Genomic DNA, 20,002 nt, shown 5'->3' with positions numbered 1-20,002 from the left:
ACGTTCAGAACGCGGTAACTATCGTTGCGTGCAACATATGTTTCATCAACCAGAGGATGTGAGAGATGGACGCGGCAACGTGGGGATTGATCGTCGCGACGTTCGTCGCGTGTTTCGTGGAGATGGTGGAGGCCACCACGATCGTCATGGCGATGGGCTATACCCGGGGCTGGAAGTCCGCGCTGGTCGGCACGGTCGCGGCCCTCGGTGCGCTCGCGGTGGTCACCGCGGCAGCCGGCTACGCGTTGGCGACCTGGTTGCCCGAGTCGGCGCTGCAGCTCGCGATCGGAGGCCTGCTGCTGATCTTCGGACTGCAGTGGTTGCGCAAGGCGATCCTCAGATCGTCCGGCCGCAAGGCGGTGCACGACGAGGATGCGATCTACCGCGAGGAGGTGGAGGCGGCGAAGGCGGCCGGTGAGACCAGGGGCGGCCTGGACATGTTCGGCTTCATGGTCTCGTTCAAGGGCGTGTTCCTCGAGGGGATGGAGGTCGTCTTCATCGTGTTGACTTTCGGCCTCAATGCGAACAACATCCCGGCGGCCAGTCTGGGTGCCGCCGCGGCCGTGGTCCTCGTGCTGGGCATCGCGGTGGCGCTGCGCCGGCCGCTGTCGATGATCAACGAGAACCTGCTGAAGTACGGCGTCGGCCTGCTGCTCGCCTCGTTCGGTACCTACTGGGCAGTCGAGGGCATCGGCATCTTCCGCGACGGCCGGGAGAGCCTGAACTGGCCGGGCCACGACCTGATGATCCTGGTCCTGATCGCCGCCTGGCTGCTGCTCAGCCGGATCTTCGTCGCCGCGTTGCGCAAACCGGTCGCTGCGGCGCCGGCGGGTTCGGCCGACATCGCCGTGGAGGTGCGGAAATGAAGTTCCTCAAGTCCTTCGCCCAGTTCTGGTACGACTTCATCATCGGTGACGACTGGAAGATCGCCGTCGCCGTGGTGCTGGCCCTGGTCGTGCTGTTCGTCGCGATGACCGCCAAGCTCTTCGGTGACACCGGGCTGACCCTGCTGGGTGGCGCGCTGATCGTCGCCGCGTTCAGCATCAGTCTGGTCATCGACGTCCGGCCGAAGAAACGCTGAAACCCCTGCTCCTGTTGACGATCGGCCCCGGAAAGCGTTCGCGCGGACCGGGGCCGTTCGCTGTCCGCCACCTCCGTTCTGTAGCATCCACGACCTCTATTCAAAATCTCGTAGTGTCTGCTACGGTGAGGTTTCACCTCGTCCCACCATCGGAGGTCCGAGACATGCGAGATACCGCCGAGACCGTGCTGGCGCTGTTGCCCGCGGACGTCCAGTACGGCGACATCCGGGTGGTCCGGCGTACCCATGAGCAGGTCCTGGTCGAGCTCGACGGCCCGGGGGAGGTCGGGTACGACGACTCGCTCGGCCTCGGGCTGCGGGTGCTGATCGGCGGCCACTGGGGTTTCGCCGCCACCCACCGACTGGACCCGGACGGCCTCGACAGCGTGATCGCACAGGCGGTCGGCCAGGCCCGCGCCGCCGGTGGCGGCGGTCACGTCGCGCTCGGCGATCCGGTCATGACCCGGGCGACCTGGTCGTCGCCGCTGCGGATCGATCCGTTCGAGGTTCCGCTGTCCAGCAAGCTCGACCTGCTGTCCGCCACCGTCAAGGAGGCGTCGACGGCCGGTCCGCTGGTCCAGCAGATCGAGGCGTCGATCGACCTCTACCGCGACGAGAAGGTGTTCGCGAACACCGAGGGCGCGCTGATCGAGCAGACCCTGACCGAGAGCGGCGGCGGCCTGATGGTGAACGCCGGCAACGGTGACGACCTGCAGCGCCGGTCGTTCCCGCAGGGCGTGCCGCGGCAGATCCGCGGCCAGCGCGGGGACTTCGCCACCGCCGGCTGGGAGCACGTCGAGTCGCTCGGCCTGGTGGAGAACGCGGCCCGGGTCGCGGCCGAGGCGGTCGCACTGCTGACCGCGCCGCAGTGCCCGGACGAGGTCACCACACTCATTGCCGGTGGCAACCAGTTGGCCATGGTGCTGCACGAGTGCGCCGGCCACCCGATGGAGGCCGACCGGGCGCTGGGTACCGAGGCCAGCCTGGCCGGCGGGACGTACGCGACGCCCGAGCGGCGCGGCAACTTCCGGTGGGGCTCGCCGATCGTCTCGGCGTACGCCGATGCGACGATCCCCGGCGGGCTCGGTTCGTTCGGGTACGACGACGAGGGGGTGCCGGCGCAGCGCACGCAGCTGATCAAGGACGGCATCTTCCTCGGCTACATGTCGGGCCGCGAGTCGGCGGCCGCCCTCGGCGACCAGCCGACCGGTGCGTCCCGCGCCGACGGCTGGCAGCGGCTGCCGCTGGTGCGGATGACCAATATCTGCCTGGAGCCGGGGGAGTCCTCGTTGGAGGAGATGATCGCCGGCACCAAGCGCGGCATCCTGGTCGACACCAACCGCGGCTTCTCGATCGACGACCAGCGGATGTCGTTCCGGTTCACCACCGAGCTCGGTTGGGAGATCCGCGACGGCAAGCTCGGCCGGCTGCTCAAGAACTGCAGCTACCAGAGCGTCACCCCGCAGTTCTGGGCGAGTCTGGACGCGCTCGGCGGTCAGGACGAGTGGAGGGTGCACGGCGTTCCGTCGTGCAACAAGGGCGAGCCGCTGCAGGTGGCCCACGTCGGGCACGGCACCGTGCCCGGCCGTTTCCAGAACGTGCAGGTGGGACGATGAGCATCGAGCGGACAGAAATCGAGCAGGCGCTCGGCATCCTCGGCCCGGGAACCCGGCTGGACGTGCTCGGCGAGAACGCCGAACTGCTCCGGTACGCCGAGTCCGAGATCACCGCCCAGCACAGCGAACGCCGGCTCCGGGTGCGCGTCAAGGTGAACCGGAACGGCCGGACCGCAGGCGGCACGCTGGAGACTCTCGAGCCCGCAGCCGTCCAGGTCCTTGCGGACCGGCTGACCGCGGCCCTCGCCGACCTCCCGGCTGCGGCGAAGGGCGCCGAGCCGCCGGTGGATCCGTCCGGTGCGACGCCCGAGCTCGAGCAGCCTGTGGTGGAGCCGGCGAGGTCCATCATCGACTGCGATCCCGCCGTACGGCACGAGTGGTTCACCACCGTGCGCGACGGCCTCGACAAGTCCGCGCGCCTCGGCGGTGCGATTCGGTACGACGTACTGGACCGGGTGGTCGCGGACTCGGACGGCCTGTTCCGGTCCGAAACGTTGACGAAGGCATCGATCCAGGCGATCGCGAAGCAGGACGAGCAGTCCGCGAGCGTGAAGCTGGTACACCGCGACGCGGACCTGATCCCGGTCGGCGACATTCCCGGCCGGCTGCGGGACGCCTTGCGCCCGTTGCCGGTCCGCGAGCCCTTCCGCGGTACCTGTCGCGTGCTGCTGAAGCCGTCGGCGGTGAACACGCTGATCGCCACCTTCGGCCACTGGGCCCTCGGCGCCCAGCACTACGCGAGCGGCCGGTCGGTGCTGGCCGGGCGGATGGGACAGCAGGTGGTGAGTGAACAGCTGACGCTGGTCGACGACGCCACCGACACCGCCGGACTGCTCAGCGGATTTGATGCTGAAGGCAACATTCGGCGGCGGACCCGGTTGATCGACCGCGGTGTGCTGACCGGTGTGGTGTCCGACCGGCGCCGGGCCGGCCTGACCGGTGGTGTGCCGACCGGTCACGCAGTTCCGGACGGGTGGCGGTTCGGGGGCGACCCGGTGCCGTCGCACCTGCTGCTCGACGCCGGTGAGGCGACCGAGGACGAGCTGCTCGCGGAGTGCGGCAGCGGTCTGGTGGTCAACCGGCTGGACTACCTGCGGGTGCTGCACCCCAAGCAGACGCTGGTCACCGGAACCACCAGGGACGCGACCTACTGGGCCGAGGACGGCAAGCCGGTCGCCTGGCACCCGCAGCTTCGCTTCACCTTCCGGATGGACGAGGTGCTCAACGCCGTACTGGCGGTCGGCGCGGTCCGCGAGATCGGCGACCAGACCTTCATGGACAGCGTGGTCGTCCCGTCGTTGCTGATCGACGCCGGGCCACTCGTCCTCACCTGAGCCGGCAGCGCCCCGGGTGCTCATGACCGGCGCGGGGCGCTGCCGTTCCACCTACCGACGGTCGAGGAGCCGATGACATGACGTACGGCGCGGGGCAGACCGCGAGCATGCTGGAGGATCCGCCGGCGGTCGACGGTCGTACAGCGGCGCGGTTGTTGCGGTCGGAGTACGGCTTGGATGCCGTGGTGAGTGAGCTGCGGAGTGAGCGTGACCGGAACTTCCTCGCCGCGGCCGACGGGCGGCGGCTCGTGGTCAAGGTGTCGAACACGGGCGACGACGCGGACCAGATCGCGATGGAATGCGCCGCGATGGAGCATGTCGCCGTCGTCGACCCGGAGTTGCCGATCCCGCGACTGATCCCCGGTACGACCGGCAAGCTGGTCACCACCGTTCAGGCCGCGGACGGCCGCGCTCATCTGGTCCGGGTCATCACGGTCCTGCCCGGCGAGGTGGCCGATCTGACGGCTCTGCCGAGCTGGTTCGCGGCCGGCTTCGGTGTGATCGGCGCGCGGTTGACCCGCGCGCTCCAGGGCTTCGGGCACCCGGCGGCGCACCGCAGGCTCGACTGGGACCCGCGCCACGTCGCCGAGCTGCGCCCGTACGCGGACCACCTGCCGGACGTACGCCGCCGCGCTCCGATGCATCGGCTGCTCGATCGCTTCGCGGGTCTGGACGAAGCGACCCGCGAGCTTCCCGCGTCGGCCCTGCACGGCGACGTGACGTTGAGCAACCTGCTGCTGGCCGAGGACCGGATCTGCGGTGTCATCGACTTCGGCGACATGCACCACACCGCCCGGGTCGCCGAGCTGGCGATCAGTCTGACCTCTCTGCTGCGCGAGTCCGGCGACGATCTGTGGGCCGACGCCCGCCGGTTCCTTGACGGCTACCAGCAGGTGTTGCCGCTCGAGCCCGCCGAGGTGGAGCTGATCGGCGAGCTCGTCCTGGCCCGGTCGGCCGCCAGTGTGCTCATCTCGGCCTGGCGCGCGCCGCTCTATCCCGACAACGAGGAGTACCTCACCAGCCTGGTCGCCGGCAGCTGGCGCATCCTCGACCAGCTCGGCGACCTCGGCGCGACCGAGCTGGCCCAACGCTTCCATCGCATCTGCGGAACCTCGCGGGTCGCGTCGGTACCCGACCCGACCTTGCTGGTACGCCGGAAGGCCGCCCTCGGTGGCGAGCTCTCCCCACTGTTCTATCGCCGCCCCTTGCAGGTCGTCCGCGGACAAGGACCGTGGATCCACACTGCCGACGGCCGCCGGTATCTCGATGCCTACAACAACGTTCCGGTCGTCGGGCACGCCCATCCGGCTGTCGTCCAGGCGATCTCGCGGCAGGCCGCCGTACTGAATCTGAACTCGCGCTACCTGCATCCGCACGTCGTCGAGCTGGCCGAGCGGCTGGTCGCGTCGATGCCGGACGGACTGGACACGTGCGTGTTCGCGAACTCCGGTAGCGAGGCTAACGATCTGGCATGGCGGATGGCCCGCGTCGTCACCGGGCGGGACGGTGCGATCGTCGCGGACCTGGCATATCACGGGGTGAGCGAGGCGACCGCGGCGTTCTCGACCAACACCTATCCGGCCTCGGCGCGGCCGTCGCATGTCGCGGTTTTCGAGGCACCGCGGAACGCTGAGGATGACGGGATCGCGGCCGCTGCACGGGTCCGGGCCGCGCGGGCAGCCCTGCGAACGGCGGGTCATGATCTGGCGTTGCTCGCGGTGGACAGCGTGTTCAGCAGCGCAGGGATCCTGACGCCGCGGAACGACTTCATGCAGGGATTGCAGGACACGGCCCGGGCGGCCGGAGGCCTGTTCCTGGCGGACGAGGTGCAGGCCGGGTTCGGCCGCGGTGGGCGGAACCTGTGGCGCTTCCAGGACTTCGGCCTGACACCGGACTTCGTCACGCTCGGCAAACCGATGGGCAACGGCCATCCGGTCGCGGCGCTGATCACCCGGCGTGAGATCGCCGACGCGTTCACCGAGGTCGACGAGTACTTCAGCACCTTCGGTGGCAACCCGGTGTCGTGTGTCGCCGCGCTCACGGTGCTGGACGTGATCGAGGAGAGCGGGCTGGTCGCGCGTTCCGGTGAGGTCGGCGCGGAGTTGCGTGGCCGGCTGGAGGCGCTGGTGCCGGACCTGCCGGTGCGCGGTCAGGGGCTGATGGTCGGGGTGGAGCTGGCCGGCGCGGCCGACTTCGCCGAGCGATTGCGAGATCACGGCGTACTCGTCGGGACGACCGGGCCCGGCGGGGGAGTGCTGAAGATCCGGCCGCCGCTGATCTGGACGGCTGCCGAGGTCGCGCGGTTCGTGGCCGCGTTCCAACGGGCGATGGGTTAGCTACTGTTGGGCAGGTGCGCGAACTGGTTGTGCTGGGCACCGGTAGTCAGGTGCCTTCGCGCGAGCGGACGCAGAACGGGTACTTCCTGCGCTGGGACGAGGAAGGTTTCCTGTTCGACCCGGGCGAGGGCAGCCAGCGGCAGATGATCTTCGCCGGTGTGAACGCCGGCGCGATCACCCGCCTGTGCGTCACGCACTTCCACGGCGACCACTGCCTCGGCGTACCGGGAGTGATCCAGCGGCTGTCGCTGGACGACGTACCGCATCCCGTGCACGCGCACTACCCCGCGTCCGGGCAGACGTACTTCACCCGCCTGCGCTACGCCGCGTCGTTCTTCGAGCGGGCCGAGCTGCTCGAGGAACCGGTCGAGGACGACGGCCTGCTCTCGGTCGGCTCGTTCGGCCAGCTGTGGGCGCGCCGGCTGGAGCACCCGATCGAGTCGTACGGGTATCAGCTGATCGAGCCGGACGGTCGCCGGATGCTGCCCACCAAGCTCGCCGAGTACGGCGTGAGCGGGCCGGCCGTCGGGCGCCTGCAAAGAGCCGGTTCGATCGACGTCGACGGGCGGACCGTACGGATCGAGGACGTCAGCGAGGTCCGCCGGGGACAGCGGTTCGCGTTCGTGATGGACACGCGGTTGTGCGAGAACGTGCTACGTCTGGCCGACGGTGCGGACCTGCTCGTGATCGAGTCGACGTACCTGTCCACCGAGTCGGAGTTGGCGCGCCGTTTCGGCCATCTGACCGCTCGCCAAGCAGCACGCGTCGCGGCTGAGTGCGGCGTACGGAAGCTGGTCCTCACGCACTTCTCGCAGCGCTATCTCGAGCCCGAACGCTTCCACGAAGAAGCAGCGGCGGAGTTCGACGGGGAGATCGTGGTGGCCTCGGATCTCAGCAGAATCTCAGTTCCAACCCGTCGTTAGCGAACATTGCATGACGGGCTTGCGAACAGAGCCGTAGCGCGGCGAGGGCGGCATTAGCATTGCCCGCGGATACAAACGGCCGATCTTCAGGAGCAATCTCTCGTGCGCACTCCCCGTCTGTTGCCGGCGGCAATGGCACTGGTTGTTCTCGGTGCAGCGGCGACGGTGACGGTCTGGCGGCCCTGGGAGGGGTCGGCCGACGCGACCGGCGGACCGGCGGGAATCAGTGTGTCCCGCAGTCAGTGCGGCCAGGGCTGGACCGACGCGAAGACCGGGCGGCAGACGCTCTACCTGCACAACACGGGCGACGCGGCCGCCGAGGTCGACCTGGTCGAGGTCGTCAGCAACAAGGTGTACGGCGAGGTCGAGGGCCTCGGCCCGAACACGACGGCCCCGATGGACGTGCAGCTCGGCGCCGGCAAGTACGCGATCCGCTGCCTGATCGAGGACACCGACCCGATCACCGGCCCGACGGTCACGCTGACCGGCGCCGACGAGGGCGGACCGGCCGTGGTGGCGGTCACCAAGAACGACATGCTTCCGCTGGTCAAGAAGTACGAGGCGACGGTTGCTCGCGGCGTCGCCGATCTCGCTACCAAGACGGACAAGCTGCGCGCCGATGTTGCCGCCGGCAACCTGACGGCCGCGCGCACCGACTGGCTCGCGGCACATCTGGCGTACAACTCCCTTGGTGCGGCCTACGATGCGTTCGGCGACTTGGCCGACAAGATCGACGGCTCCGACGCCGGGTTTCACCCGCTGGAGAAGGGCTTGTGGCACCACGCGACGGCCGCGAGCCTGAAGCCGATCGCGACCCAGTTGGCGGCCGATGTCCGCGCTCTGCAGCAGGATCTGCCGAACGAGCAGGTCGATCCGAACGACCTCGGCCTGCGCGCCCACGAGATCATGGAGAACGCGCTCCAGTTCGAGCTGACCGGTGAGAACGACCAAGGCAGTGGTACGTCGCTCAACACCGCACTGGCCAATCTGAACGGTACGGCGACTGTCCTGGCGATCCTCGCCCCGGTCCTCAAACCGCGGTACGCCGATCTGCCGCAGGTACAGAAGTGGGAGACGCGCGTCCGCGCTCTGCTGACCGCGCACCAGAACATACCGGTCAACAAGCTGGATCGCACAACCCGCGAACAGCTCGACGGCGCGGTCGGCGAACTGCTGGAAAAGCTCGCACCAGTCACCGCGATCTGCGACGTGAGAAGGTCCTGATGGGTGGTTTCGACAGGCGGTCCTTCCTTCGCGGGACGCTGGCGGGTGCGGGGGCGGCGGCCGTTACCGGGTTGTCGTTGAACGCGGACGCGGCCACGCCGACGTCCGTACCTTTCCACGGCGTACACCAGGCCGGCATCGTCACACCCCAGCAGTCGCAGGCGATCTTCGCGTCGTTCGATGTGATTGCCATGGGCAAGGATGAGCTGACCGACCTGTTCAAGACACTGACCGAACGGGCTCGGCTGCTCACCACCGGCGGTGCGCTGCCGCCGGTGGGGATCACCGCCCCGCCCGCCGATTCCGGCGTACTCGGGCCGGACATGCCCGGGGACGACCTCACGGTCACCGTGGGCGTCGGCGCATCGCTCTTCGACGACCGGTACGGACTGAAGGCGCTCAAGCCGGCCAAGCTCACCGCGATGAAGACGTTCCCGAACGACACGCTCGACGAGGCCTTGTGCCACGGTGATCTGAGCCTGCAGCTGTGCGCGACCGAGACCGACACTGTGCTGCATGCCCTGCGCGACATCGCCCGGCACACCCGCGGCGCGATGCAGCTGCGCTGGCGGGTCGACGGGTTCCGGAGCAAGCCGCGACCGGCCGGCGCGCCGCGCAACCTGATGGGCTTCAAGGACGGCATCGTCAGCCCGGCGTCCGCCGACTACGACAAGCTCGTGTGGGTCGGCAAGGGCAACGGCGAGCCGGCCTGGACCGAAGGCGGCAGCTACCAGGTACTGCGGCAGATCCGGATGCTGGTCGAGTTCTGGGACCGGGTGTCGATCGGCGAACAGGAGAACATGTTCGGCCGTCGCCGCGACTCCGGTGCCCCGCTCGACGGCAGCAGTGAGACCGACCTGCCGGACTACCCGTCCGATCCGACCGGCGCGGCGATCCCGCTGACCAGCCACATCCGCAAGGCGAACCCACGGACGCCGGACACCGCGTCCAGCCAGTTCCTGCGCCGCGGCTACAACTACGACAAGGGGACCGACGCCGTCGGTGACCTGGACATGGGCCTGTTGTTCTGCGCCTACCAGCAGGACATCGCCCGGCAGTTCGAGGCTGTCCAGACCCGGCTGACCGACGAGCCGCTCGTCGACTACATCCGGCCGGTCGGTGGCGGCTATTTCTTCACGCTTCCCGGTGTACGGGACGGCAACGACCACTTCGCCCGGTCGTTGCTCGCATGAGGTACTCAGCATGAGTCATCCAGGAGGAGAAGGCATGCGCGCAAGACTCCCTGTCGCCGCCACGGCCGTTGCGGCCGCGACGGGCTTGTTGCTGGCCGCCTGCGGCGCCCCCGGCGCCACCCAGCAGGTGACCAACGCCGGCGCCGCGTTCACGGCGGCGGACGCCGCTTCGTACCACCCGGCGGGGACGACCACGCCGATCAAGCACGTGGTGGTGATCTTCGGCGAGAACATCTCGTTCGACCACTACTTCGGCACCTACCCGAAGGCGGCCAACACCGACGGTACGCCGTTCAAGGCAGCCCGGCACACGCCGAAGGTCAACGGCCTGACCAACAAGCTGCTGACCGACAACCCGAACGAGTACAACCCGAAGCGGCTGTCGCCGGCGCAGGCGCTGACCTGCGACCAGAACCACGGCTACGGTCCGGAGCAGAAGGCCGTCAACGGCGGCAAGAACGACAAGTACGTCGAGAGCACCGAGACCGACAAGTGCACCGGCCAGCCGGTGCTGTTCGGTGAGCCGGGCCTGGTGATGGACTACTACGACGGCAACACCGTCACCGCGATGTGGAACTACGCCCAGCACTACGCGCTGAGCGACAACTCGTTCAGCACCGGGTACGGCCCGTCCACCCCGGGCGCGCTCAACCTGGTCTCCGGTCAGACCCACGGCGCCCAGGCCTACGACCCGAAGACGGGCCAACCGACCACCGACGCGTACGCAGTCCAGTCGCCGGACAAGAACGGCATCGGGACCGTGACCAACGACCCCGACCCGATCTACGACGACTGCTCGAACAACAACGGCAAGTCCACCAACAACCTGGCGGGCATGCACGGGCAGAACATCGGTGACCTGCTGAACAAGCAGAACATCACCTGGGGCTGGTTCCAGGGCGGGTTCAAGCCGACCGGTACGGCGAACGGCAAGGCTGTCTGCGGTGCGACCCACACCAACGTCGGCGGCAACGTCGTGACCGACTACAGCCCGCACCACGAGCCCTTCCAGTACTACAAGTCGACGGCGAACCCGAAGCACCTGCCGCCGTCGTCGGTGGCCGCGATCGGTCACACCGACCAGGCCAACCACCAGTACGACACGTCGGACTTCGACGCGGCGCTGGCCGCCGACAACCTGCCGGCGGTCAGCTTCCTGAAGGCCGGCGAGTACCAGGACGGCCACCCCGGCTACTCCGACCCCCTCGACGAGCAGGCGTTCGTCGTCAAGGAGATCAACGCGCTGCAGAAGTCACCGGAGTGGAAGTCCACCGCGATCGTGCTGGCCTACGACGACTCCGACGGCTGGTACGACCACATCACGCCGCCGAGCGTGAACGGCTCGAACGACCCGGCGCTCGACCAGGCCGCGCTGTGCGGTACCAAGCACGTCGCCGGTGGGTACGCCGACCGTTGCGGTTACGGTCCGCGGCAGCCGCTGCTGGTGATCTCGCCGTACGCCAAGACCAACCACGTCGACCACGCGCTGACCGACCAGACCTCGATCCTGAAGTTCATCGAGGACAACTGGCGCACCGGCCGGATCGGCGACCACTCGCTCGACGAGCGGGCCGGCACCCTGAACAGCATGTTCCGCTGGTCGGCACACCCGAACACCAACCCGCTGATCCTGGACCCGAAGACGGGCGCCGTCGTCAGCTGAACCAACCAGCGAGTGCCCTGATCGGCGAAAAGGCCGTCGATCAGGGCATTCACTTGTCCGGAGGCGCCGAAATGGCGGCTGCCAGGCGCGCAGCCAACTCGCGGATGGCGTCGATCAGCTCCGGCGGGTCCTGCACCTCGAACGGGTGACCGAGTGAACCGACGTACAGGGCGAGCTGCTCCAGCGAGTTCGCCCCGGTCTCGACCAGCGTCACCGGCCCGCCCGTACCAAACCGTTTGGTATGGCCGGCGTCGACCGGAGTCACCGACGCGATGGATGGGCCGAAACGATCGGCGACCTGCTCGGCTGACGCCTGGACCAGGATCCGTGCCTGGTGGCGGTACGCGCCGTACGCGACGCCGCGGTTGGTGCTCGCCAGCTCCGGTACTTCGCGCGGCGTGAACCGCGGTCCGGTCGGGATCCGCGGCTCCAGTCGGTCGACGCGGAACGTGCGCCAGTCGTCGCGGTCGACGTCCCACGCGACCAGGTACCACCTGCGCCCGGTGTGCACGAGTCGGTGCGGCTCGGTCGTGCGGGTCGTCGCCGTACCGTCGTGGTTGCGGTAGTCGAAGCGCAGCCGGTAATGGTCGCGGCAGGCGGCCGCGACGGCCAGCAGTACGTCGGGCAGTACGGACGGGCCGCCTGCCGGGGTGACGGCGACCTGCTGGAGCAGCTCGATCCGGTAGCGCAGGCGGGAGGGCAGCACTTGCTCGAGCTTGGTGAGTGCCCGTACGGACGCCTCCTCGGTGCCTGCGACGGTCCCGTTGGCGGCGGCGCGCAGGCCGACCGCGACGGCGACTGCTTCCTCGTCGTCGAGCAGCAGCGGTGGGAGCGCGGCCCCGGCCCCGAGGCGGTAGCCGGCCACCCCGGGGACGGCGTCAACCGGGTAGCCGAGGTTGCGCAGCTTGTCGACGTCCCGCCGTACCGTCCGGACCCCGACGCCCAGTTCCTTGGCCAGGGCGGCGCCGCTCCACTCCTTGGGTTGCTGCAGGAGGCTGAGCAGCTTGAGCAGCCGTGCGGACGTCTCGATCATTTTTCCAGTGTGGCAGGTTGCTAGGACCGAAGTTGTCCTAAGTGATGTTCAGACTGAAGACATGATCAACGAATTCAGCATCGAGATCCCGCAGAGCACGCTCGACGACCTCGCCGCCAAGCTGGCGAGCGCCCGGTTCCCCGCACCGCTGCCCGGCGACGACTGGAACACCGGCGTCCCGGTGTCCTGGCTGTCCTCGCTGGTCGACTACTGGCGGACGTCGTACGACTGGCGGGCGGCCGAGAAGGAGCTGAACTCGTACCCGCAGTTCACCGCGGAGATCGAGGGGCAGCGGATCCACTTCATCCACGTCCGCTCGAAGGAGCCGGACGCGCTGCCGCTGCTGCTCACGCACGGCTGGCCCGGGTCGATCGTGGAGTTCCTCGACGTGATCGGGCCGCTGACCGACCCGGTCGCCTTCGGTGGGCAGGCGTCGGACGCCTTCCATGTGGTGATCCCGGCGCTGCCGGGGTTCGGGTTCTCCGGGCCGACGGCCGACGACGACTGGACGTTCCCGCGGATCGGGCGGGTGTGGGCGGCGTTGATGGCGGAGCTCGGCTACGAGAAGTACGGCGTACAGGGCGGGGACCTCGGCGGATCGGTATCGCCTGAGGTGGGACGGGCCGCGCCTGATCACGTCGTCGGCGTACACACGAACGGCGGGACGAACCTGCCGCCGCTGCAGCTGTCCGAGGAGGAGTTGCAGGCGCTGACGCCGTTGGAGCAGGACAGGATGGCGCGGATCGGGCAGTTCATGAAGGACGAGTTCGGCTACATCTCGATCCAGTCGACCCGGCCGCAGACGCTGGCGTACGGGCTGGTCGACTCGCCGGTGGCGCAGCTCGCCTGGATCATGGACAAGTTCAAGGCGTGGACCTGGCCGGCCTCGGAGTTGCCGGAGGCAATCGTCAGCAAGGACCGGCTGCTCACCAACGTGATGATGTACTGGCTGACCGGGACCGGCGGGTCGGCGGCCTACATCGGATACGCCCAGCCGCGGTCGTGGGCGCCGCGACCGAACTCCGGCGTCCCGACCGCCGTCCTCGCCACCGCCCACGACGTCGCGATCCGCCGCTACTGCGAGCCCTCGAACACCATCACCCGCTGGACCGACCTCGACCACGGCGGCCACTTCGTCGCCCTGGAAATCCCGGACGAACTGGTCGCCGACGTCCGCGAGTTCTTCCGGCAGCTGCGGGGCTGACGCCCCGGCACCGGGCACCCGGCACCCGGCCCCGCATCGGCCCCGAGCGCCACGCCGCTGCAGCGCCCCAGCGCCCGCGCGAGCGGGGCACCCGGTACCCGGCCCGGCCCCGCATCGGCCCCGAGCGCCACGCCGCTACAGCGCCCCAGCGCCCGCGTGCGAGCGGCAGCGCCCGCGTCGCATTCAGGGGGTGTTAGCTGAAGTCGGTCGACCTGGTGAGCTCCGCCCAGGCGGCAGCCTCCTCGGCGCGGGAGCGGGACGAGTTCTCGGCGGAGGCTAGTGCGTCGCTGCCGAGGAGCAGGCGTAGCGGCGGGTTCTCGAGGCCGACGATCTCGAGGACCGCGCTCGCGGCCCGGACCGGGTCGCCCGGCTGCTTGCCGTCCATTTCCAGCCGGCGGCGGTGCATCTCGCCGACCGTCGGCTCGTAGTCCGGGTGCACCGCGTGCAGCTGCATCGACGAGCCGCCCCAGTCGGTCCGGAAAGCGCCCGGCTCGACGATCGTGACCTTCACACCGAACGGCCGGACCTCGTTGTTGAGCACCTCGGAGAACCCCTCGACGGCGAACTTCGCGGTCTGGTACGCGCCCATTCCCGGCGTCCCACCGACCCGGCCGCCGATCGACGAGAACTGCAGGAAATGCCCGCCGCGTTGTTCCCGGAACACCGGCAGCGCCGCCTTCGTCACGTTCACCACCCCGAACAGGTTGGTCTCGATCTGCGCCCGAAAGTCCTCGTCCGCCATCTCCTCGATCGACGCGCTGTTTGCATACCCCGCGTTGTTCGCCACCACGTCCAGCCCGCCGAACGCCTCGACAGCCGTCCGTACGGCGGCCCGCGCGGCGTCGGCGTCGGTGACATCGAGCGCAACCGCCCGGAGTTGCTCGCCGTATTTCGTGACCAGGTCGTCGAGCTGCTCGGGTTGACGCGCCGTCGCGACGACGCGGTCGCCGGCCGCGAGCACCGCCTCGGTCAGCGCCCGGCCGAGGCCACGCGAGCTGCCGGTGATCAGCCAGATCTTGCTCATCTCAGTTCCTAACTAACCATTTGGTTGGATCTACTCCGCTATCTAACCAACCGGTTGGTTAGAAATCAACCAACCGGTTGGTTGGTACTGTGTGAGGTATGGAACGGAACGCAGACCGGACCCGCGCCCGCATCCTGGAGGCGGCGACCGAGGAGTTCGCCGCCCGGGGGATCGGCGGCGCACGGGTCAGCCGGATCGCCGAGGTGGCCGGCTGCAACAAGGCCATGCTCTATGCGTACTTCGGCAACAAGGACGAGCTGTTCGACGCGGTCTTCAGCGCCTCGCTGGACAAGTACCTCGACGAGGTCGGGTTCGACGTCGACGATCTTCCGGCGTACGCGGGGCGCGTGTTCGACTACTTCGAGGCGCATCCGGACCGGCTGCGGCTCTCGGTCTGGTACCGGCTGGAGCGGCCGGACGGGCAGCCGCTGGAGGCGATCGTCGCAGTGAACCAGCGACGGCTGGAGGAGCTGCAGCGGGGGATGCGCCGGCGGACGGTGCCGCGGCGGTTCACGCCGGTCAGCCTGCTGTCGCTGATCCAGGCGATCGCGACCAGCTGGTCCTCCATGAACCCGGAGCTCGGCACGGAATTACCGGACGCGAGCGTGCGGCGGCGCGCGGTAGTGCAGGCCGTGGAGCGGATTCTCAGCTGATTCATTGGTTCACCGGATGGAGTTCTCAGTCTGGCGAGCTCTACTCGTAGGCAGAGGGAATTGGCCGAGGAGGGCAACGCGATGAACGAGAGCGCTGGAGCGGGAGCGCAGGGACCGCAGCACCAGCAGGCGCCGCAGTACGGGCAGCAGTATGGGCCGCAATACGGGCAGCAGTACGGGCCGTATGCGCAGTACCAGCCGGGACCGTACGGACCGCAGTGGCCGCAGGGATCGCAGTACCCGTTCGGCCCGCCGCAGCCGCCGAAGAAGCGTGGGCGCCGGTTCCTCGGTGCCGGAGCGCTCGGGCTGGCCGCCGTCCTCGTTGCCGGATCGGTTGCCTGGGGCATCGACCAGCGCACCGGCGGGCACAACTCGACGCTGTCCCAGACCGCATTCGACGCCTCGTCCGTCGCGGCGAAGGTCTCGCCCGGGCTGGTCGACGTGAACACCGTCCTCGGGTACGAGAACGCCCGCGCCGCCGGTACCGGCATCGTGCTCACCTCCGACGGTGAGGTGCTCACCAACCACCACGTGATCGAGGGCGCGACGTCGATCACCGTCACCGATATCGGCAACGGGAAGACGTACACGGCGAGCGTCGTCGGGTACGACGAGGCGCACGACATCGCCGTACTGAAGCTGAAGAACGCGTCCGGGCTGCAGACCGCCAAGACGGGCAACTCTGACCAGGTGAAGCTCGGCGACCAGGTCGTCGGCGTCGGGAACGCGGGCGGCACCGGCGGTACGCCGAGCTACGCCGCCGGCAAGGTGACCGGACTGAACCAGTCGATCACGGCGACCGACGAGAACGGGCAGGACCCGGAGAATCTGGCGAACCTGATCCAGACCGACGCGAACATCCAGGCCGGCGACTCGGGCGGGCCGCTGGTGAACGCCAACGGCGACGTCGTCGGGGTCGACGTGGCCGGGAACGGTGGGAGCAACGGCGGCCAGGGGCGTCCCGGGCAGACCGCGGCGTCCACCGCGTCGGCGGCGACGGCGACGGCGACGCTGGCGGCCTGGGGCGACGGAAACGGCAACGGCGACGGAACCGGCTTCCCGTTCGGGAATGGGAACGGGTACTGGTCGGGTAACGGATACGGCGACGGCTCGGGGAACGGCTCGGGGAACGGGAACGGCGACGGGTCCGGTAACGGCAATGGCAACGGTGACGGGCCGGGGAGCGGCAACGGGTACGGCGGCGGGTCCGGGAACGGTCCTGAGGTCACCACCGAGGGCTACGCGATTCCGATCAACCAGGCACTCGACATCGCCAAGAACATCGAGAACGGGAGGGCCTCCAGCACGGTGCACATCGGCGACTCGGCAATGCTCGGCATCTCGGTCGTCACCAGCCCGGGTACCAGCGGCGCGGTCGTCGGCGACGTGGTCGCGAACGGTCACGCGGACGAGGCCGGCATCGAGCCCGGCGACGTGATCACCTCGTTCGCCGGACACACGGTGACCTCGCCCGACACCCTTTCCGAACTCCTGAACAACCAGCACCCCGGCGACAAGGTAGAAGTCGGCTGGACCGACCAAACCGGCCAGACGCACAAGTCCACCATCGAGCTGATCACAGGCCCGGTCCGCTAGGTAACAGCGCACCCCCTCGCACCTAGCGAACCGCCCCGATCGGGCCCGAGCGCTCCCCTCCCCCTCGAGCGCCGGGCCCGATCGTCTTTTATGTGTCGAGGAACGTCGGGTGGGCCGGGCGCCAGCCGAGGTTGCGGGCTCGGCCGTTGGTGGCGCCGCGGGCCCACGGCGTCCGGGGTGAATCCGCTGGCTGCGGTGGTGGTGCGCCGACGGATGCGGCGAAGGCCGGCGCCCAGACCGATGCGGCGAGTGGTTCGTCGTCGACGATGTTGACGGGGCCGGAGGGCCAGGTCAGCGCGGCGGCCGCGGCGTGGGCGGCGTCTTCGATGTGCAGGAAGCTCGTGACGTCGGGGCCGGTGGGGAGCGGGCTGGTGGCCATCAGGCCGTTCTTCGTGTACCAGGTTTCTGGGCCGTAGAGCATGCCGTAGCGGAGTGCCACCCACTCGGGAGCCTCCGCCGTGATCTCCTCCAGCGTGGCGACTGCCTCGACGGTGGTACGGCGGTACTCGTCGGGGGAGTGCAGGTCGAGCGGCGTGGACTCGTCGGCCGGCGTGGTCCCAGGCTCGTACGCCCACGCGATGCTCTGCGAGATCACGCGTCGTACGCCGGCCGCGAGGGCAGCATCCATCAGGTTCCGGGTGCCTTCGCGACGGATCCGGCCGTTCGCGGCGAAGTCGCGCGAGGTGAGGTCGGTCAACTGGTGCATCAAGACATCCGGTCGAGCCTGCGCCACCAGCTCGCGGAGCCGAGTCGGGTCGTACACGTCGCCGAGCACGGTCTCGGCTCCAGGCACCTGGGACCGCCGGGACAACGCCGTCACCTGGTGACCTTGGGCGAGCAGCAGGGGAACGAGGCGGCGGCCGATGACGCCGGTGGCGCCGGCGATGAAGATCCTCATGGGGAACAACCGTAGAGAGGGTCACGCCCGGTCGGCTGGTCCAATCGGTGACCTGTTTCACGGTCCATTTCCAGTGCGGTGAACAAGCGTTTACGATGCCTGGGTAAACAGCAGTTCACCCCCCTTGTGAGGCTCCGCTTGACTGCTCGTCCGCGCCTGATCCTGTCCGCGCTCGCGTTCTGTGGTGTGCTGGTCTCGGTCAGCCAGACCATCGTCGTACCGCTGCTGCCCGAGCTCCCCGCGATCACCCACAGCCCGCCGTCCGACGTCAGCTGGCTGATCACGATCACGCTGCTGACCGGCGCGGTCTTCACGCCGCTGCTCGGCCGCGCCGGCGACATGTACGGCAAGCGCCGCGTTCTGCTGATCGCCCTGTGCTCGATGGTCGTCGGCTCGCTGCTCTGCGCCACCAGTTCGAACCTCAGTGTGCTGATCGCCGGCCGCGCGTTCCAGGGCGCCGCGGTCGCCGTCGTACCGCTCGGCATCAGCATCCTCCGCGACGAACTCCCGCGGGAGCGGGTGATCCCGGCGATCGCGATCATGAGCTCGACGCTCGGGATCGGCGCCGCGTTCGGCATCCCGGCCGCGACGCTCGTGGTCGAGTACGCGAACTGGCACACGATGTTCTGGATCAACCTCGGCCTCGGCCTGCTCGACATCGTCCTGGTGCTGCTGATCGTGCCGGAGTCCGCCGTCCGTACCAGCGGCCGCTTCGACGTCGTCGGAGCGCTCGGCCTGAGCGCGTTCCTGGTCTGCCTGCTGCTCGCGGTCTCGAAGAGCAGCGCGTGGAGTACGCCGACCCTCGCTGTCCTGTACGCCGTTGCGGTGCTGCTCGTCCCGGTCTGGGGCTGGTACGAGCTGCGCACTCGCAGCCCACTCGTGGATCTGCGGGTGTCGGCGCGGCCCGCCGTACTGTTCACCAATCTCAGCGCGTTGCTGATCGGGTTCGCGTTCTACGCCAACTCGTTGTCCACGGCTCAGCTGGTGCAGGAGCCGACCTGGACGGGCTACGGGTTGGGCGAATCCATCGTGGTCAGTGGACTGTGCCTGCTGCCGGGTGGCGTGGCGATGGTGTTGCTTTCGCCCGTGTCGGCGCGGATCTCCGGTGCGCGTGGGCCTCGGTTCACCCTGGGGATCGCGTCGCTGATCATGGCGGCGGGGTACGTCGTACGGCTGTTCACCAGCGGGAGCGTCGCGGGAATTGTGATAGGGGCGACCGTTGTCAGCGCCGGGACCGCCGTGGCGTACTCGGCGCTGCCTGCCCTGATCATGCATGCTGTCCCGGTGACGGAAACCGCCGCGGCCAACGGCCTGAACACGCTGATGCGCACGATCGGGCAGGCGATCTGCAGCACGATCGTCGCCATCGTGCTGGCGAACGTGACGATCGCCCAGGCGGGCAAGATCGCGCCGGCGCTGTCGGCGTACCTGATCGTCTTCGTGATCGCGGGCATCGCCGCGGTGGCGGCCGCCGGGCTCGTGCTGTTCATCCCGGTACGGCGACGCACGCCGGCGTACGAGGTGACGACCGAGGTGCCGGTGAAGTGAGCGATCCGGGGCGGACCGCGATTCTGCGCGCGGCGCGGAAGGCGTTCGCGCGCGGGCCGTACGACGCGGTCACGTTGCGGGAAGTCGCCGCCGACGCGGGCGTCAGCGCCGCGCTGATCGTCAAGCACTTCGGCGGCAAGGAAGCGCTCTTCGAGCGGGTCGCCGACTTCAGCGAGGCGGCCCAGCTGCTGCTCCAGGCGCCGAACGAGCGGCTCGGCGAGCACGCGGTCCGGACGTTGGTCGAGTACCGCCGGGCCAACGATCAGGACTTGCTCGTCCGGGTCGTGTTCGCGGCCGGCAAGGGTGACGAACGCGCGCTGATCCGCGAGCACTTCCGCGATCAGGTCACCCGCGCCGTCGCCGCCCGGTTGACCGGACCGGACGCCGAGCTCCGGGCCGGCCTGATCACCGCCCAACTGCTCGGCCTCGGCGCGCTGCTGGCGATCGACAAGAGCGGCCCGATCTCCACCGCGACCCCGGAGACGATCGCCGCCCTGTACGCTCCGGGCATCCAGGACCTCATCCACTGATTGAACACTCGTCCTAGAATGTGGACAGAGGACTTGGCGCACGATGTGACGCCACTAACATGGACCATCCAGGCCGAGAGGCGCTGCAACGGACCCAGGTCCGCCACGCTCGACCTGGAGTTGACTGCAAGGGCGCCTCCGGAGAT

Annotated in this window: 17 protein-coding genes and 1 riboswitch; of the genes, 14 read left to right on the top strand and 3 right to left on the bottom strand. The window is 69.0% G+C overall.

All coding sequences use genetic code 11. The features are described from left to right. The first annotated feature begins 65 nt into the window (after positions 1-65). The 9 genes from FB475_RS08905 (at position 66) to FB475_RS08865 (ending at position 11,370) form a co-directional block, all read left to right on the top strand. Complete coding sequence (locus tag FB475_RS08905) at positions 66-866, top strand: COG4280 domain-containing protein (protein ID WP_141854283.1); 801 nt, start codon at positions 66-68, stop codon at positions 864-866. Further along, on the top strand, positions 863-1,081 hold the full coding sequence (locus tag FB475_RS08900) for a hypothetical protein (protein ID WP_141854281.1): 219 nt from the start codon (positions 863-865) through the stop codon (positions 1,079-1,081). Before FB475_RS08905 ends, FB475_RS08900 begins: the two co-directional genes overlap by 4 nt. 164 nt (positions 1,082-1,245) lie before the next feature. Beyond that, complete coding sequence (locus FB475_RS08895) at positions 1,246-2,697, top strand: TldD/PmbA family protein (protein WP_141854279.1); 1,452 nt, start codon at positions 1,246-1,248, stop codon at positions 2,695-2,697. After that, positions 2,694-4,031, top strand: a complete 1,338-nt coding sequence (locus tag FB475_RS08890) for a metallopeptidase TldD-related protein (RefSeq protein ID WP_141854277.1) — start codon at positions 2,694-2,696, stop codon at positions 4,029-4,031. The genes FB475_RS08895 and FB475_RS08890 overlap by 4 nt, the downstream gene beginning before the upstream one ends. 77 nt (positions 4,032-4,108) lie before the next feature. Next, positions 4,109-6,367 carry an aminotransferase class III-fold pyridoxal phosphate-dependent enzyme gene (locus FB475_RS08885; RefSeq protein ID WP_141854275.1) on the top strand — a complete coding sequence of 753 codons (2,259 nt, stop codon included), beginning with the start codon at positions 4,109-4,111 and terminating at the stop codon, positions 6,365-6,367. Positions 6,368-6,381: 14 nt separating this feature from the next. Continuing rightward, a complete protein-coding gene (locus tag FB475_RS08880; protein ID WP_141854273.1) occupies positions 6,382-7,290 on the top strand; it encodes a ribonuclease Z in 909 nt (302 codons plus the stop codon). Between the two features lie 132 nt (positions 7,291-7,422). Next, positions 7,423-8,514, top strand: a complete 1,092-nt coding sequence (locus FB475_RS08875; RefSeq protein ID WP_141854271.1) for an EfeM/EfeO family lipoprotein — start codon at positions 7,423-7,425, stop codon at positions 8,512-8,514. Further along, a complete protein-coding gene (gene efeB / locus FB475_RS08870) occupies positions 8,514-9,707 on the top strand; it encodes an iron uptake transporter deferrochelatase/peroxidase subunit (protein ID WP_141854269.1) in 1,194 nt (397 codons plus the stop codon). Before FB475_RS08875 ends, efeB begins: the two co-directional genes overlap by 1 nt. Positions 9,708-9,741: 34 nt before the next feature. After that, positions 9,742-11,370: a phospholipase C gene (locus FB475_RS08865; protein ID WP_141854267.1), complete on the top strand. Its 1,629-nt coding sequence runs from the start codon at positions 9,742-9,744 to the stop codon at positions 11,368-11,370. A 49-nt stretch (positions 11,371-11,419) separates the two neighbouring features. On the opposite strand, the gene FB475_RS08860 is transcribed toward FB475_RS08865, so the two are convergent. Further along, on the bottom strand, positions 11,420-12,403 hold the full coding sequence (locus FB475_RS08860; RefSeq protein WP_141854265.1) for a helix-turn-helix transcriptional regulator: 984 nt from the start codon (positions 12,401-12,403) through the stop codon (positions 11,420-11,422). Positions 12,404-12,464: 61 nt separating this feature from the next. Here FB475_RS08860 and FB475_RS08855 point away from each other — a divergent pair, with 61 nt between their 5' ends. Next, complete coding sequence (locus tag FB475_RS08855) at positions 12,465-13,607, top strand: epoxide hydrolase family protein (protein ID WP_141854263.1); 1,143 nt, start codon at positions 12,465-12,467, stop codon at positions 13,605-13,607. A 193-nt stretch (positions 13,608-13,800) separates the two neighbouring features. Here the strand turns inward: FB475_RS08855 and FB475_RS08850 are convergent, their stop codons facing one another. Then, the gene (locus FB475_RS08850; protein WP_141854261.1) at positions 13,801-14,631 is read right to left on the bottom strand and encodes an oxidoreductase; all 831 of its coding nucleotides are present in this window, start codon (positions 14,629-14,631) and stop codon (positions 13,801-13,803) included. Positions 14,632-14,729: 98 nt separating this feature from the next. On the opposite strand from FB475_RS08850, the gene FB475_RS08845 reads away from it, so the two are divergent. After that, complete coding sequence (locus FB475_RS08845) at positions 14,730-15,284, top strand: TetR/AcrR family transcriptional regulator (RefSeq protein WP_141854259.1); 555 nt, start codon at positions 14,730-14,732, stop codon at positions 15,282-15,284. An 81-nt stretch (positions 15,285-15,365) separates the two neighbouring features. Then, positions 15,366-16,880 carry a S1C family serine protease gene (locus FB475_RS08840; protein ID WP_141854257.1) on the top strand — a complete coding sequence of 505 codons (1,515 nt, stop codon included), beginning with the start codon at positions 15,366-15,368 and terminating at the stop codon, positions 16,878-16,880. Positions 16,881-16,968: 88 nt separating this feature from the next. Here FB475_RS08840 and FB475_RS08835 read toward each other — a convergent pair whose 3' ends face one another. After that, positions 16,969-17,778, bottom strand: coding sequence for an NAD-dependent epimerase/dehydratase family protein (locus FB475_RS08835; protein WP_141854255.1), 810 nt, complete (start codon positions 17,776-17,778; stop codon positions 16,969-16,971). 138 nt (positions 17,779-17,916) lie between these two features. On the opposite strand from FB475_RS08835, the gene FB475_RS08830 reads away from it, so the two are divergent. Further along, positions 17,917-19,326, top strand: a complete 1,410-nt coding sequence (locus tag FB475_RS08830) for an MFS transporter (RefSeq protein ID WP_202878292.1) — start codon at positions 17,917-17,919, stop codon at positions 19,324-19,326. Then, positions 19,323-19,856: a TetR/AcrR family transcriptional regulator gene (locus FB475_RS08825; RefSeq protein WP_141854253.1), complete on the top strand. Its 534-nt coding sequence runs from the start codon at positions 19,323-19,325 to the stop codon at positions 19,854-19,856. The genes FB475_RS08830 and FB475_RS08825 overlap by 4 nt, the downstream gene beginning before the upstream one ends. 69 nt (positions 19,857-19,925) lie before the next feature. Beyond that, positions 19,926-20,001: riboswitch (S-adenosyl-L-homocysteine riboswitch) on the top strand. The last annotated feature ends 1 nt before the right edge of the window (position 20,002 follow it).

This window comes from Kribbella jejuensis (assembly GCF_006715085.1).
In the GTDB taxonomy this organism is placed as follows: Bacteria; Actinomycetota; Actinomycetes; order Propionibacteriales; family Kribbellaceae; genus Kribbella; species Kribbella jejuensis.
The sequence above is the reverse complement of the archived record's forward strand: the minus strand, read 5'-3'. Positions and strand labels throughout refer to the sequence as shown.

Bases quoted from the DNA above. Each gene is read 5' to 3' on its own strand.
- FB475_RS08905 (WP_141854283.1), top strand. From the start codon at position 66: ATGGACGCGGCAACGTGGGGATTGATCGTCGCGACGTTCGTCGCGTGT.
- FB475_RS08900 (WP_141854281.1), top strand. From the start codon at position 863: ATGAAGTTCCTCAAGTCCTTCGCCCAGTTCTGGTACGACTTCATCATC.
- FB475_RS08895 (WP_141854279.1), top strand. From the start codon at position 1,246: ATGCGAGATACCGCCGAGACCGTGCTGGCGCTGTTGCCCGCGGACGTC.
- FB475_RS08890 (WP_141854277.1), top strand. From the start codon at position 2,694: ATGAGCATCGAGCGGACAGAAATCGAGCAGGCGCTCGGCATCCTCGGC.
- FB475_RS08885 (WP_141854275.1), top strand. From the start codon at position 4,109: ATGACGTACGGCGCGGGGCAGACCGCGAGCATGCTGGAGGATCCGCCG.
- FB475_RS08875 (WP_141854271.1), top strand. From the start codon at position 7,423: ATGGCACTGGTTGTTCTCGGTGCAGCGGCGACGGTGACGGTCTGGCGG.
- efeB (WP_141854269.1), top strand. From the start codon at position 8,514: ATGGGTGGTTTCGACAGGCGGTCCTTCCTTCGCGGGACGCTGGCGGGT.
- FB475_RS08865 (WP_141854267.1), top strand. From the start codon at position 9,742: ATGCGCGCAAGACTCCCTGTCGCCGCCACGGCCGTTGCGGCCGCGACG.
- FB475_RS08860 (WP_141854265.1), bottom strand. From the start codon at position 12,403: ATGATCGAGACGTCCGCACGGCTGCTCAAGCTGCTCAGCCTCCTGCAG.
- FB475_RS08855 (WP_141854263.1), top strand. From the start codon at position 12,465: ATGATCAACGAATTCAGCATCGAGATCCCGCAGAGCACGCTCGACGAC.
- FB475_RS08850 (WP_141854261.1), bottom strand. From the start codon at position 14,631: ATGAGCAAGATCTGGCTGATCACCGGCAGCTCGCGTGGCCTCGGCCGG.
- FB475_RS08845 (WP_141854259.1), top strand. From the start codon at position 14,730: ATGGAACGGAACGCAGACCGGACCCGCGCCCGCATCCTGGAGGCGGCG.
- FB475_RS08840 (WP_141854257.1), top strand. From the start codon at position 15,366: ATGAACGAGAGCGCTGGAGCGGGAGCGCAGGGACCGCAGCACCAGCAG.
- FB475_RS08835 (WP_141854255.1), bottom strand. From the start codon at position 17,778: ATGAGGATCTTCATCGCCGGCGCCACCGGCGTCATCGGCCGCCGCCTC.